General features: G+C 71.7%; 16 protein-coding genes, 1 tRNA gene and 2 pseudogenes. 10 read left to right on the plus strand and 9 right to left on the minus strand.

Annotated features, from left to right (window positions below):
- Positions 1–74: 74 nt before the first annotated feature.
- Positions 75–154, minus strand: a tRNA-OTHER gene (locus tag AB0D08_RS27830).
- 774 nt (positions 155–928) lie between these two features.
- Between AB0D08_RS27830 and AB0D08_RS27835 the strand changes: the two genes are divergently transcribed.
- Positions 929–1,351: a hypothetical protein gene (locus AB0D08_RS27835; RefSeq protein WP_359892643.1), complete on the plus strand. Its 423-nt coding sequence runs from the start codon at positions 929–931 to the stop codon at positions 1,349–1,351.
- A gap of 43 nt (positions 1,352–1,394) precedes the next feature.
- Here the strand turns inward: AB0D08_RS27835 and AB0D08_RS27840 are convergent, their stop codons facing one another.
- A complete protein-coding gene (locus tag AB0D08_RS27840; RefSeq protein WP_359892645.1) occupies positions 1,395–1,595 on the minus strand; it encodes a hypothetical protein in 201 nt (66 codons plus the stop codon).
- A 365-nt stretch (positions 1,596–1,960) separates the two neighbouring features.
- Here AB0D08_RS27840 and AB0D08_RS27845 point away from each other — a divergent pair, with 365 nt between their 5' ends.
- On the plus strand, positions 1,961–2,527 hold the full coding sequence (locus AB0D08_RS27845; RefSeq protein WP_359892648.1) for an EF-Tu/IF-2/RF-3 family GTPase: 567 nt from the start codon (positions 1,961–1,963) through the stop codon (positions 2,525–2,527).
- 201 nt (positions 2,528–2,728) lie between these two features.
- On the opposite strand, the gene AB0D08_RS27850 is transcribed toward AB0D08_RS27845, so the two are convergent.
- Both AB0D08_RS27850 and AB0D08_RS27855 read right to left on the minus strand, forming a co-directional pair.
- On the minus strand, positions 2,729–3,169 hold the full coding sequence (locus AB0D08_RS27850; RefSeq protein WP_033824177.1) for a nucleoside deaminase: 441 nt from the start codon (positions 3,167–3,169) through the stop codon (positions 2,729–2,731).
- Entirely contained in the window at positions 3,166–3,978 is an 813-nt protein-coding gene (locus AB0D08_RS27855; RefSeq protein WP_359892652.1) for an LLM class flavin-dependent oxidoreductase, read from the minus strand. The genes AB0D08_RS27850 and AB0D08_RS27855 overlap by 4 nt, the downstream gene beginning before the upstream one ends.
- Before the next feature lie 93 nt (positions 3,979–4,071).
- On the opposite strand from AB0D08_RS27855, the gene AB0D08_RS27860 reads away from it, so the two are divergent.
- Positions 4,072–4,518: an Lrp/AsnC family transcriptional regulator gene (locus tag AB0D08_RS27860; RefSeq protein WP_033824179.1), complete on the plus strand. Its 447-nt coding sequence runs from the start codon at positions 4,072–4,074 to the stop codon at positions 4,516–4,518.
- 158 nt (positions 4,519–4,676) lie between these two features.
- Complete coding sequence (locus AB0D08_RS27865) at positions 4,677–4,838, plus strand: hypothetical protein (RefSeq protein WP_158515602.1); 162 nt, start codon at positions 4,677–4,679, stop codon at positions 4,836–4,838.
- Between the two features lie 209 nt (positions 4,839–5,047).
- Here the strand turns inward: AB0D08_RS27865 and AB0D08_RS27870 are convergent, their stop codons facing one another.
- Positions 5,048–5,473 (minus strand): C1 family peptidase, encoded by a 426-nt coding sequence (locus AB0D08_RS27870; RefSeq protein ID WP_359892655.1) that lies wholly within the window; start codon positions 5,471–5,473, stop codon positions 5,048–5,050.
- 139 nt (positions 5,474–5,612) lie between these two features.
- On the opposite strand from AB0D08_RS27870, the gene AB0D08_RS27875 reads away from it, so the two are divergent.
- From AB0D08_RS27875 to AB0D08_RS27890, 4 genes and pseudogenes are all read left to right on the plus strand, one after another.
- Complete coding sequence (locus AB0D08_RS27875) at positions 5,613–6,104, plus strand: hypothetical protein (RefSeq protein ID WP_149038532.1); 492 nt, start codon at positions 5,613–5,615, stop codon at positions 6,102–6,104.
- Between the two features lie 817 nt (positions 6,105–6,921).
- Positions 6,922–7,410 (plus strand): annotated as a pseudogene (locus tag AB0D08_RS27880) (NAD-dependent DNA ligase LigA); the annotation flags it as partial.
- 546 nt (positions 7,411–7,956) lie between these two features.
- A complete protein-coding gene (locus tag AB0D08_RS27885; protein WP_359892669.1) occupies positions 7,957–8,220 on the plus strand; it encodes a HEAT repeat domain-containing protein in 264 nt (87 codons plus the stop codon).
- 252 nt (positions 8,221–8,472) lie between these two features.
- A complete protein-coding gene (locus AB0D08_RS27890; protein WP_359892659.1) occupies positions 8,473–8,691 on the plus strand; it encodes a hypothetical protein in 219 nt (72 codons plus the stop codon).
- Here AB0D08_RS27890 and AB0D08_RS27895 read toward each other — a convergent pair.
- A complete protein-coding gene (locus AB0D08_RS27895) occupies positions 8,672–9,019 on the minus strand; it encodes a hypothetical protein (RefSeq protein WP_359892660.1) in 348 nt (115 codons plus the stop codon). The two genes, AB0D08_RS27890 and AB0D08_RS27895, sit on opposite strands and share 20 nt — an antisense overlap.
- 517 nt (positions 9,020–9,536) lie before the next feature.
- On the opposite strand from AB0D08_RS27895, the gene AB0D08_RS27900 reads away from it, so the two are divergent.
- A complete protein-coding gene (locus AB0D08_RS27900; RefSeq protein ID WP_359892671.1) occupies positions 9,537–9,938 on the plus strand; it encodes a DUF402 domain-containing protein in 402 nt (133 codons plus the stop codon).
- A gap of 97 nt (positions 9,939–10,035) precedes the next feature.
- On the opposite strand, the gene AB0D08_RS27905 is transcribed toward AB0D08_RS27900, so the two are convergent.
- Positions 10,036–10,467 (minus strand): VOC family protein, encoded by a 432-nt coding sequence (locus AB0D08_RS27905; RefSeq protein WP_033824188.1) that lies wholly within the window; start codon positions 10,465–10,467, stop codon positions 10,036–10,038.
- Between the two features lie 547 nt (positions 10,468–11,014).
- On the opposite strand from AB0D08_RS27905, the gene AB0D08_RS27910 reads away from it, so the two are divergent.
- Entirely contained in the window at positions 11,015–11,356 is a 342-nt protein-coding gene (locus AB0D08_RS27910) for an HU family DNA-binding protein (RefSeq protein WP_158515605.1), read from the plus strand.
- Positions 11,357–11,579: 223 nt separating this feature from the next.
- Here the strand turns inward: AB0D08_RS27910 and AB0D08_RS27915 are convergent, their stop codons facing one another.
- Both AB0D08_RS27915 and AB0D08_RS27920 read right to left on the minus strand, forming a co-directional pair.
- Positions 11,580–12,350, minus strand: coding sequence for a transposase (locus AB0D08_RS27915; protein WP_359892674.1), 771 nt, complete (start codon positions 12,348–12,350; stop codon positions 11,580–11,582).
- 347 nt (positions 12,351–12,697) lie between these two features.
- Positions 12,698–12,783, minus strand: a pseudogene (locus AB0D08_RS27920) (IS5/IS1182 family transposase); the annotation flags it as partial.

Genomic DNA, 12,783 nt, shown 5'->3' on the forward strand with positions numbered 1-12,783 from the left:
CCTGGCCGGTGCGGCGGAGGCCCGCCCCAGGCGTGGGGCGGGCCTCGGCGGCCGGCTGACAGTGGCAGCCGGAGTGCGGGTGGAGGGATTTGAACCCTCAGCCTTCCGCTTGCAATCAGAGACGGTTGCTCTGGACCGGTTGAGCTACACCCGCGGAGCCCGACCGAACTCGGACCGGTGGTGCGCCGACAGCAGAACTACGGGCTCTCGGCCCGGTCGGCCGTGCGGCTTGATTCTGCTGCAGGGACGGCTACGGCGCACCAGGGTTTCCCGGCCTGCCCTGGAGCAGCGGCCACAGGCCGGAGGCGCAGTGGACGGAGTGGGGGTCGGACCAGAGGCCTGCCGGGTGCCCGCCGAGCTGGATCGTGGGCTGGGTGCCGCCGGTGAGGTGGCGGGTGGTCAGTTCGGCGGCTGGATGCTGCCGACCCTCGCCCGTACGCGCTGAGCCGCCTGCTGGCCGTCGCCCGGTGCCCGAACGGACTCCGTGTCGCACTCAGCGAATCCGCAGAGACAGCCGGCGGCCGCATCTGCAGCGTCCGTGCCGAGCACCTGGCCACCCACCTGCCTGATGCGATCACCTACCTGCGTACCACCGCCATCGGCGTGGCGATCAGGTCCGGTGACCGTGCCGCCCTGCTCGCAATTCCCCGGCACGGACTGCGCCGAGCGTGCCGCTTGTCATCTCCACCGCGATCGGGTCTTGAATCTGGCCCTGCAACTCGAGGACCGGGGCCTGCTCGTCACCATCACGCCTGTTCCGGACTGTCCCGAACCCCTGCCCGCCCGCGAAGCGGCCCGCGAACTTGCGTTGGCCGCCGGACGACCGCGCGGAGGCGCTACCCGTCGGTCCGGGAGCCCGCCCGACGGGTGACGAGAGTGAGTATGCGTACTCTGGCCCCGGGCCGGGGCGGGATAGGACGTTTGGGTTATGCGTCTGAAGCCACTGAATCCCGTACTCTGCCTGTTGCTGTTTCTCGCCTCGGCTGCGGCATGGGCCGCCTGGCTTGGCTGGGACCACCATTACGACGTTCACCCCGACGGTTCGGTGACCGGCCCGTACGAACCCTGGCAGGTGATCGGGCTGGTGCTGACCCTGCTGGCGTCGGTGTCCTGGGCGGCTTTCCGGTGCCACGGCACGGATGCCGTGCTCGGCACCACGGCAGGCCTGACCGCCGCCGCCTACTACGACTGGTCGGACGACTCCAGCGGCCTGTTCCTCGTCGGCGTGGGCATGGTGGCGGTGGCAAGCCTTGTGGTGACCCTCGCCCTCTCCGCCCTGATCGGTGCCGTAGCGCGGGGCCAGGATCGTCATTCAGCTGCCGGCCTGTCGGACGGGCCACCCCGAGGATGACGGCCGGCCAGGGGGGCCTGGTGGACTGGCGCGGACGCTGGGCTCAGTAGCCTGCGTTCGAGTAGTGGGTGTGAAGGTCTGCGAGGGTGACGAGGGCGTGGCCGCTGTTCTGGATCTTACTCGCGTCGACTCTGGCGACGATGATGATCTTGTTGGTTGCGATGCCGACGATCGCCTTGTCGGCCTTCTTGTCGATCACCGTGTTGTCGCTGCGCCCGATGGACGAGAAGTGGACTTCCTGCACCGCCAGGGCGGGGTCGGCCTTCTGGCTGAGAGGAGTGTTGGCGATCCCCTTGGCCTCGGCCTGGGCGGGCCGCCGGCGCGCGATACATTCAACTCCCGAACGGCCCAGAAATCAGGGCACCATGGCCCTTGACCGGACCCCACGAGCAGGCCGCACGCCTGCGGGTGCGAAAGGCTGTGGCCGCCTGCGGCTGGCCGCAGGAGGTGCGACGCTTCCGGGTGCCGATGAACCGGAAGGAGACATCCGGGGGCGCCGGACCCGCTACGGCCTCGAAGCGGACGGGATATGAGCGGCACGGGACAGCGCCCGGCTGGTAGAACATCAGTCCGGCACCTCGTTTCGACCGTCTTCCCCTGGAGTGCGCCATGCCCGGGACCGAGCCGTCCTTCCTGATTGCGGTCGAGGACGTCTTCGGGTACCACCCCCACGGGACGTTCGTCACTGGCGAGGTCCTGCGGGGAGTTGTGCGGGTCGGGGACGAGCTGGAGGTCGTCGGCCTCCTGCCGACTCGCCGCATCATGGCCGACACGTTCGGGGTGTTGCGCAAGCAGCTGACCGAGGCCCGAGCCGGTCGGAACATCGCGGTCCTGATCCCCGACATCAACCGTACGCAGGTCGTGGTCGGCCAGGTCCTTGCCACCCCGGGAACGGTTCGGCCGCACAGCCGGCTGCGGGCGACACTCCGCGCGGACAGGGCGCTCGGCACCTCGCTCCAACTGCGCTTCGCGCAGCGGTCGCAGGTGGTGGAGGCGACGGTGCACCTGCCGGAGGGCGCCGACGCATCCGCGCTCGATCGGCCCGTCGAGATCACTCTCGAGCGTCCGGCCGTCTTCGAGCAGGGGACGGCGTTCAGCGTGGTGATCGAGACCCGCGACGTCGGTACGAGCATCCGCCACCTCGGCACCGGCCTGGTCACCGAGGTGCTCGACTGACCACCCGTCCCGGGGATGTCCGCGGGGCGGCGGCCCGGACCCGGGTTCCGACTCGGCCTCGGCGCCGGCCTCAGGCGGTGGCGTCCGCCAGTCACAGGTCGGAGCCGTGGCGGGTTCCGCTGGACGGGGGGGGTGTGGTGGTGCGGTGTGGTGGGTCGGGCAGGTGTCGGGGCCGCAGGTGTGGCGGTGGTGGGCGTGGTGTCAGTTGTTGGGTCGGTAGTAGGTGTCGATGGGGCTCCGGGCTTCGTCGAGCAGGGCCGGCCCGTCCTGTGTCACCGCCGGCCAGTCGCCCGATGGCGGGTTGAGTGCGACGAGTTGTTCGGTGGACAGGGCGTGGACGACCCGGCCGATGCCGGAGCGGGCGATGCCGCCTTCGCACATGCCGCACGGCTGGCAGCTGGTGTACAGGGTGGTGCGGGCGGCCGTGCGCGGTTCGAGCTCGCGGGCCGCCCAGCGGGCCAGCTTCAGTTCGGGGTGGGCGGTGATGTCGTTGTCGCGGCGCACCGTGTTGTGGGCCTCGGCGAGGATCGTGCCGTCCGGGCCGACCAGCAGGGAGCCGTACGGGGCGTCGCCCTGGGCGACGGCGGCGGCCGCGATGGCGATCGCGCGGCGCAGGTGCCGTTCGTCGGTGGTGGTGATCACGGTGCTGTCCTCCGGTGGGTGGCCACCTCGGTGAGTGCCTGCCAGGCCGCGTGGGGTCGGCGGGTCTCGTCCGGGTCTCCGTGGTAGGGGTCGAGTACGACGGTGTGGGCGCCGAGCAGGCGGAGCTGTTCGAGGTCGTCGAGGACCTGTTCGACGGTGCCGATGCCGGCCGGCCGGTCGGGACCGTCGACGGGGGCGGTGGTCAGCCGCAGTGCGATGCGGGGGGCGAACCCCGGCAGCGAGTGGTCCGCGAGGACCGAGCGCATCGTGGTGAGCGGAAGCCGCAGCGGGTGCCAGGCGTCCCCGAACCTGGCGGTGCGCCGCAGCGCCGCCGCACTGTGGCCGCCGATCCACAGCGGGATCGTGGCGTCGTCGGCCTCGGTGCGCCAGGTGTCCCGCAGGACGGTCAGGCTCTCGTCGGTCAGCCGGCCGCGCTCGGCGAACGGCACGCCGAGCGCCTCGAACTCCTGCCGGGCCCAGCCGACGCCCACCCCGAGCACGAGCCGCCCTCCGCTCAGGCGGTCGAGGTTGGTGGCCATCCGTGCCAGCAGCAGCGGGTGCCGGTACGGCAGGACCAGGACGGTCGTGCCCAGCCGCACCCGGGTGGTGACGCCGGCCAGCCAGGACAGCGCGGTGAACGGCTCGTAGAACGGTTCCGGGTACCGCTCGGCCACATCCGGGGTGACGGCCACGTGGTCCGACACCATGAGGAGGTCGAAGCCCAGGCCCTCCACGGTCCGCGCCCAGTCGCGCAGCACGCCGGGATCGGTACCGGGGCCGAAGTTCGGTACGTTGACGCCAAGTTGCATGATCCGAGGCTATCCCGGCGATCCCGCTGCCCGGAACCGAAACTTCCCGGCAGAAGTCGTATCTTCCCGTGATTCTCCCGGTAGATTTCCGGTATGGCCGTGAACTTGGACGAGATCGACTGGGCAATCATCGGACACCTGCAACGGGAGGCCAGGATCTCCCTCAGCGAACTGGGCCGGCGGGTGAGCCTCAGTGCGTCGGCGACCACGGAACGGGTGCGGAACCTGGAATCGCTGGGCGTCATCACCGGCTACCGGGCCGAGGTGGACCTGGTCAAGGTCGGCTACCCCGTGCTCGCCGTCGTCCGGCTGAAGTACTCCGGCAACCGCCACGAACCGCTCCGCCGGCTGCTCGCCGAACGCCGGGAGATCCTGGAGTGCCTGCGCACCACGGGTGACGACTGCTACTCCCTGAAGGTGGCCGCGACCTCCATGGAACACCTGGAGACCCTCATGGATGAACTGGCCGGCTTCGGCAGCACGACCACGAGCGTCGTCTACAGCCAGACCTTGCCCTATCGCGGACCCGACCGGCCCTGACACCGCCCGCTCGCCTTCCGAACCTGTGGGCTCCTGAGGCACGGGCTCCGCGTTCTACGGGTTCCGGGCAGCAGCCGACCGCCCTGGTCGCGCACCGGCCCCCAACCGGGACCGCGCGACCAATGGTGCAGGCCGGGCCTTCGCCCGAAGAGAGCTCCATGCCCAGCCATGATCCCGCGACCCTCGCCGTGGCCACCTCGGTCGCCGGCTACCGTGCCGCCGGCACTGCCATCGCGCTCACCGCCATCGCCGCCCTCACCCGCGCCCGGCTGCGCGGGGTCCCGGCGTTGCTCGTCCTCCTTCTGGGCCGAAGGGCCTGACCTGACGGTCTGCCCGCGACCGCGGCCCACCGGCCGGGGCGGCAGTGGGCGCGCGGGTGCCGGCGGTCCGCCGCGAGGTTCACCGCCGCTTCCCACACCGTCCGGCCCGACCTGTCGATCTATCAGGTGCCGGTTCTTCGCCCGCCACTTGCTCGGAGCGGTGACGGCGGCGGTGGCGCGGTCGATGTCGGAGGGGTCTCGCTTCAGGTTCAGGCGAGCATCCCGGCGGACCCGGCCGGGTTGTGGCGGTAACCGTTCAGCAACTCCGCCCGCGTCCGATGGCGGCCGCTGGGAGCCTGGGCCCGCCCGCGCGCAGGAGGGACGCCAGGGTGCAGGGGAGGGTGTTGCGGGCCGGGGGAGACGTGGTCGGGTCCGTCCTCGGGCGCGTGGACGTAGTTGTGGTGCTGACCCGTTGTGATCTCGCTGGCGCTCTCGAGGGCGGCGGCGGTGGCGCATCCCTGACTGTCCGGGCACAGGCCTTCGTCGCGGACGGGTTGTACGGCTCCTGACGTGCGCCAGTCGAGGGAGTCGGGGAGATCGTCGGCGTGCGCCGGCGTCGTGCCGGCGGGCGCGGTGGTGAGTGCGGCTACGGTGAGCGCGGCCGCGGTGAGGGCGAGCAGGGAGCGACGGGCCATGACGGCGCCTTGGTCGTGTGGCCGGGGAGGTGATCGGCGCCGCCGTCGGCGTTCGCCGCGCGTAATCGCTTCCCGGGCGGCGACGAGAGCCACCTCGCGTTGAGAGGGTCTGTCAGCCGACATGCCTATGCTTCCCCGCATGGCTGACTGCTTCGAACTCACTCTCTCCTTTGACCTGGCCCCGGACACGCCTGCTGAACTGATCGCGGAACTCCGTAGACACCTCGGACTGGAATCTGAGGCGGCGGGGCCAGCCGCGCCGATCTACGACGATGTCCTGTGCCCGCCTGACGACTGGCTGCTGCTGTCGGCCCGTGGCGCGGCATGGAAGACCGGTGGCATCACGTACGCGGGCCTGGAAAGGCTCGAGAGCGGAGGTTGGGCCTTTTCCGGCCGCCAGGAAATCCATCCCGATCAGCTCGAACAACTCCAGGCCCTGTTGGATGCTCTCCTACCGCATATGCCGTCTCACCAGGACCCGGTCGGCTCTCTTCGCTGGTATGACGACCAGGTGCCGCAGCTCTTGGTCCCGCACCACGGAAGAGTGGTCGAAGTGCTGACCATCATCGACAGCCTCGACGAAGCCAAGCCGTTCAGTTCTGGCTGGCAGGCACCGGTGTCGCAACACTGACTGTTTTCCTGACCTGCGGAAATGCAACCATCCGACTTTTCCTGCAGTACTACGGAACGCGGCTTCCGGGTGCTTTTGACCGCGAGGCGCAGGAGATCACGCAGGCCCTGCGGGCATGGTGGAGGCGCCGTCGCGCCCTGGAGACGGGTTCGGCGCTCGGCCGGTCGGGCACCCGTCCCTCGGGCGCGGGTCGCGGGTCGCGGGGCGCGGGGCGCGGGGCGTGAGCACGGCCCGGCTCCTGTCCCCGTTACTCGCCGAGTCGGCCGACTCAGGCGACGGCCCGCCGTCCTGCGCGGTCGTGGCGGGCAAATGCGGGGTTGCGGGCGCCATCAGTGAGGTCGGGGTGCGGTTGTGCCCGGCGGCGCTGGGCCGCGGGTGTCTGCCGGTGCACGGCCGCAGGGCCGGCCGCTTCGCCCGGCTCGGATGTCGACGGTCATATGGTCGGGTCCGGCGGGAGGCGGGCCCAGCCGTCCTCGGTTACCGGATGCACCAGAACCGGCCTGGGGGGTACGGTGCCGGCTCCGCCGGATGGCATGTTCGCGCCCGAAACAATCCTGCTCGGAGAGCTGTTCACGCCGCGTCAGTAGTTCTAGGATCCCGTTCACGGCAGCTCCGCCACCCCCGTAACGGGCTGCTGAGCAGGTCGGTCACGCGGCGTGGCCGACGACCCGTCGTGGCCGGGATCCGAAGGTGCCCACCACCCGGATCCCGGCCACACGGCCATCCGCCTACGGCAGCAGGATCAGCGGCGGGAGCGCACGTGAACCTGTCGGCCGTCGCGGATCCGTGTGTCGGTGCTGGTCGCGATGATGGACCCATGACCGATGCTGCCCAGCTGGCTTCCCCCGGCGCCTACGCCGATGCCGTCGCTGCTGCCGTGCAGGCGGCCGCGGCCTACTACGCCGACGGCTCGACGCCGCTGGGCGACGACGAGTACGACGCCCTGGTGCGCGGCATCGAGGCCTACGAGGCGGCGCACCCGGACGAGGTGCTGCCGGACTCGCCCAACGGCAAGGTCGCCGGCGGCGCCGCCACGGGCGACGTCCCGCACAGCGTGGCCATGCTCAGCCTGGACAACGTCTTCTCCGCCGAGGAGCTCGAAGCCTGGGCCGTCGGCCTGGAGCGCCGGCTCGGCCCTCCCGTGGATGGCTGGTGCGTGGAGCCCAAGCTCGACAGCCTGGCCGTCGCCGCCCGCTACCGGGCCGGCAGGCTGGTCCAGGTCCTCACCCGCGGCGACGGCCTCGCCGGCGAGGACATCACCCACTGCGCCGACACCGTCCTCGGCCTGCCCGCCCGCCTGACCGAGCTGCTGGGTGTGTTGGACGAGTTGGACATAGGGCTGGCTGGTGACATCAAGCGCGGGCCTGGTGCCCGCCGCCAGTTCGAACCTCTGGTTGAGCGGCTTCGGACACCAGCAGCCGCCTTCCTCCAGCCTGAGCTGGAGCGTCGACTTGCCGACTACGTCGAGGCGAACGACTCGTTCGCCCGGGACCGGATTGCCCATGCTTTGGCAGGTGCCTGCGGCGAGGCGGCCCTGCCGGCCCTGCTGCGCGCGAGCGTGAGTGATCGCAACGATGACGGAGACACCCTGCAGCTCGACCTCCTCGAACTGCTCTCCGCCTGGCCCGAGACAGCGCATCACCTGTTGCTCGGCTGCGTCGCCTCGCATGACCCCGGGACAAGGCGAGTAGGCATCTGGGGCCTGAGCGTCACCGACTTCGGCGGGGCCAAGTACTTCGAACTCGTCGCCGACGCGGCGTCCGACCCGGACCCGGGGGTGCGCGCCGACGTGATGAGCACCCTCGGCAGCATCTTCGGCGTGGGCGATCCCCCACGTGCCCGAGCCCTTCTGATGGCCGGCGCCCGCGATCCCGCGCCCCAGGTCAGGCGGGACGCCGTGCAGGCTCTCGGTTCAGCACACGACCAGACGGTCACCGACCTGCTGGTGGCCCGCACCGAGGACACCGACCACTGGGTCCGGTTCTGGGCCGCATGGTCGTTGGCTCGTCGGCCTGGCCCGTCAGTACGCACTGCGCTCGAACGGCTTGCCGCGGACGAGGAGAGGGACGTCCGTGAGGCCGCGCGCACGGTCCTGGAGCTTCCGACCACCGCGTAAGCCCTCTTCGTGCTTCGTCCAGAGCTCAGTCACGTTCGATCGCGTTGGGGTTCTCGTAGAGGGAAAGCCCGGCCTGCGCTGCGCGGACGCTCCTGGTGTGGCATCGCTTCGTGCAGGCGACGCGTGTGCTGTTCGCCGGGCGGACGAACGCGGCTGTGCAGGCGGGACATGTGAGGGTCTCACGCTGGTCCGGCCCAGCAGCGGGCCGAGGCCTTCGAGGCGCTACGCCGCGCCGCCTGCACCATCCCGACCGTGCGGTTCGGCGAGCCGGACCGCCTGGACGACCGGAGCGTGACGTTCGGTGAGGACTGGCTGGTGGCCTCCTGGGACGACCCGCGGGCCGAGGACGTCCACAAGCTGCTCCGCCGGGGCCGGCCGATCGGCTGGACCGCTCCGCTGTCGGACGGCCCCTGGGACAGGCGGGGCACCTCGCCGCCGAGCACCAGGACGATCAGAGCGCCGTGGTCCTGACCGAACCAACCCCGCCAGCGGGACCCGCACCCACCGCACCGTCGGCGAAGCCCTGGACGCCCTCCGGCGCGCACACGCCGCCCGGGTCCGTTCCGAGCGCGCGATGCCGGGCGTGCCGCACCTGGCCCTCAAGCGCCCGACCGGCTGGACCGTTCCCTCCGCCCGCGGCCTCGGCGACCCCGACCGCTCCGCGCTCGATGGCGGCTTGCTCCACCTCACCTGGCCCGCCCACCCGGGCGTCCAAGAGCTCCAGCGCGCCGGCCGCCCGGTCGGCTGGATCGAAGAGTACGACGTTCAGCGCGGCAGCCGCCCTGATCGACAGCAGCATCGTCTCCGACGCCGCCAGCGGCGAGCCCCTGCGCTGCCCCGGCGCCGACGCGGCCCTCGCCCTGCTGCGCCGGGCCCCGGGGGGAGCACCTCACCCGCTGGTAGAGCGGGCTGGCCGCCGCGGCCGCGCGCGATGGACAGTTCCAGCGGCGCGCGGCGCGCCTATGGACAGGCCGCGCGGGTTCCGCGCGCGCCGACCGCGCCCGCCCCGGCCGGGACACGCCGAATCGCACCGCGCGGTCCGCACCACGCACCTGCACTGTGCGGGCTTCCGCACCGCACCCGCAAAGGCCGGTGCGGTAGCCGCGCCGCGATGCCCCAGCGGGTCGTCGACGACACCGGGCATTTGCTGACGCCGGCCCACTGGCCGGATCGAGAGCCTGGCGCCGACGACCTGGATCACCTCGACGCGCAGCGGCGACGGCACCACCCGCAAGCAGGGCCTGGCCGACCTGGCGGCCGGCACCTGGACGCTCGGCCACTACCGCTGGGAGAACACGGAGCTGCTCTCCCACTTCCTGGCCGGCGAGTGGTTCTCGGTGCACTGCTTCCAGGACTCCGCCACGACGACACCGCTGCGCTGGTACGTGAACTTCGAGTACCCATACCGGCGCCGCCCCGGCTTCGGCATCGACACCATGGACCTCGCCCTCGACCTGGTCATCACCCCCGACCTGACGGGGCACCACTGGAAGGACACCGAGGAGTACGGCAAGCTGCGCCGCCTCGGCGTGGTCGACGAATACGCGGGCCGCGAGATCGAGCGGGCCCGCGGCCGGGGGATCGGCATGCTGGACGACCGCGCCAGGCCGTTCGCCGGCGGCCGGCCGACCTGGGCACCGGACCCGTCCTGGCCGCTGCCGACCCTGCCGCCCGGCGCCGACGAAGCGGCCACCTCGGCGACCGCGTACCGGCCGTGACGGGCACCAGCGCGGGAACAGGGCCGGACTCCCGCCGCATGCGGGACCTGAGAGGTTCCCGGGAGTCAGCTCCCCACCTCGCAGTCTCGGAGGAGGATCAGTCGAGGCAGAACTCGTTGCCCTCGATGTCCTGCATCGTGATGCACGACTCGTTGACGCCATCGGCGCGCTGGGTCAGCACGTGTTTCGCGCCGAGCGCCACCAGCCGTGCGCATTCGGCCTCGAGTGTGGCCAGGCGCTCGTCACCCACGAGCCCGGCGCCGGCCCGCACATCAAGATGCACCCGGTTCTTGACGACCTTGCCCTCGGGAACTCGTTGGAAGAGCAGGCGCGGGGCCACACCCGAGGGATCAGTACACGCGAAGTAGATCTCGTCCTCGGGCGGCAGCGAGCGGTGGTACTCCCCCCACGTGGCAAAGCCCTCCGGGACCGTCGGCACGACGTACCCCAGCACCTCGCACCAGAAAGCGGCGAGGCGCGCAGGTTCCGCGCAGTCGAAGGTCACTTGGAACTGTTTGATCGTTGACATCGGCGCACAATAACAGGGGCCGTGCTCATCTCCCCAGGCCGGGAGGTCCGTACGTTGTCGGGAGGGGGCACCTGCTACCCGCTGCCGTGTCGTGCGGCCGCAGGGGTGAACCGAGGTCAGCGCCTCCCCGAAGGGAACCTGGGATGCGATCCCGGCCAGCCACTCTCGTGCTGCCAAAGATCAGTTTGCGCGCCGGGCGGCGGTGTTCACCGCGGCAGGTCGGTTGGCACCCCGGCGGGCAGGGTGCAGTGGTGCTGGGGGGCGGCCTCCAGCAGCGCCTGGCGGGCCCGGCACCGACCGACTCCGGCCGCCAGGCTCCCGCCCCGCGCCCGACGGGACGATCGCGGCACCGCTGCCTGCGGCCCGCCCAACTGCGCCGTTCGGGGCCTGGGCGCCGTCGGGGGCGTGATCGTGCACGGGTTCGGTCGTCGGCCAGGGCGGCGCACCCCCCGGCAGGGCCCGGGGCTGCGCCTTCCGCCCGGGGCACCGGGGGTTTCCACTGGACCTGTCACCGCCCGTCGCGGGGTGGTGCGGAAGGGCGGCACCCGTGAAGAAGCAGGAGCTCATCGATCTGGTGGCCGAGGACAGCGAGGCGTCGAAGGCGGTGGTGAACAAGGTCCTCGACACCCTTCTGCACACCATCAAGAACGCGGTCGCGGACGGTGGTGAGGTGCAGCTGACCGGGTTCGGGTCGTTCGCGGCCGGCAGCCGCGCCGCCCGCACCGGCCGCAACCCGCGCACGGGTGAGGCGATCGAGATCGCGGCGTCCAGGACGGTGAGGTTCCACCGCGGGCAAGGCCTTCAAGGAGGCCGTCAACACCCCCGCCTGACCCCGGCACCCGGCCCCGCGCACCGGCCCGCACCGCCGCCGGCCCCCCGCCGCCCGTAGTGCGCCGCCGTCCGTGGCGGGAGGCATACTGCGCTCCTGGCGATCAGCAGGGGAGTGGGGGCGTGCCGGAGACAGCGGGCCAGGAGCAGGCGGCGGGCGGCGGGTCGTCGCGGCGGCCGGTGCGCAGCCGGGTGCGGCACGGCCGGGCGTCGTGCGCGGCCTAGAAGACCGATGAAGATTTTGTTGAGGGGCTGTCCGGCCGCAGGCCGGGCAGCCCCTTTGGCTATGCGGTGGCCGGGGTGAGGCGCCAGGTACCGCTGGTGCGGGTGAGTCCGAGGTTGATCAGGGTTCGCAGGTTGAGGGCGGCGGCGCGGGTGTGGAGCCCGGTGTTGTTCTTGATGGTGCCGCGGTAGCGGAGTCTGCGGTTGCCGTGGGCGACGAGCCAGGCGACGGCGCGTTCGACGGGTGGTCTCCAGCGGCGGTAGGCGGCCTGCCGGTCGGGGTCGGTGGCGGCCTGGCGGCGGGCGGCGGCGAGCAGGTCGTGGTGCGGTCGGATGTTGACGGTCCTGCCGGTCTTGGCGGTGGTGCACCGTTCGCGCACGGGGCAGCCGGTGCACTGGTCGGTGAAGAGCGCTTTGCGTTGCATGTGCCGTCCGGACGGTTCGGACAGGTTGGCGGTGTGGCCGGCGGGGCAGGTCACCGTGCTGCCCGCGGTGTCGATGGCGAAGTCGTCGAGGTCGAACCCGCCGACCACGGCGGTCTTCAGCGGGGCGGGCTTGAGGAACAGCCGGTGCCCTGCATGTTGCAGGGTTTGGCGGGCGTCGTCGGTGGAGTAGGCGGTGTCGCCGAAGGCGTCCACCGGGGTGTCCTCGTCGGCGAGCAGGTCGATGCCGACGGTGGCCTCGTGGTGCTCGGTTCCGGCGCCGGGCCGCAGGGCGACGGCGGTGTACAACCCGGTCTCGGGCTCGACGGCGAGGTGGGCCTTGAAGCCGTCCTGCGGGTGGGTGCGGGTCTTGTGCACGTGCCGGGCCTCGGGGTCGACGGTGGAGACCATCCGGTCGTGGGCGGTGCCCCGGGTGATGCGCCAGCGCCCGTCCCGGCCGTCGGACTCCTCGGCCGGCTCGACGTCCTGCCCTGCGACCAGGGCCAGCAGGCCGACCGCGTTCGCGGCCTTCTCGCCGAGTTGCTGGTCGGGCAGGTGCCCGAGCAGCCTGAGCGCGTCACCGACCAGGGCGTCGACGAGGTCAGCTCGGGCCTGCTCGTCGTTCCAGGCGATGCGGGGCTTGCCCGGGTCGGTGTAGTCGTGGGCGGTGCACTGCACGGCGGCCACCTCGGCGGCCCCGGGGACCTCGCGGATCACCACCCGGACCGCGGCGATGATCTGGGTGACAGTGAGCGTTTTCAGCGTTGAAGCTCCAGGGTGAGGACAGCCTTGGCTGCTGACGTCAGCCAGTTCGGGCTGCAGCGGGCGTGTCGGAAGATCCTCC

The sequence above is a fragment of the Kitasatospora sp. NPDC048540 genome (genome assembly GCF_040651175.1).
GTDB lineage: Bacteria > Actinomycetota > Actinomycetes > Streptomycetales > Streptomycetaceae > Kitasatospora.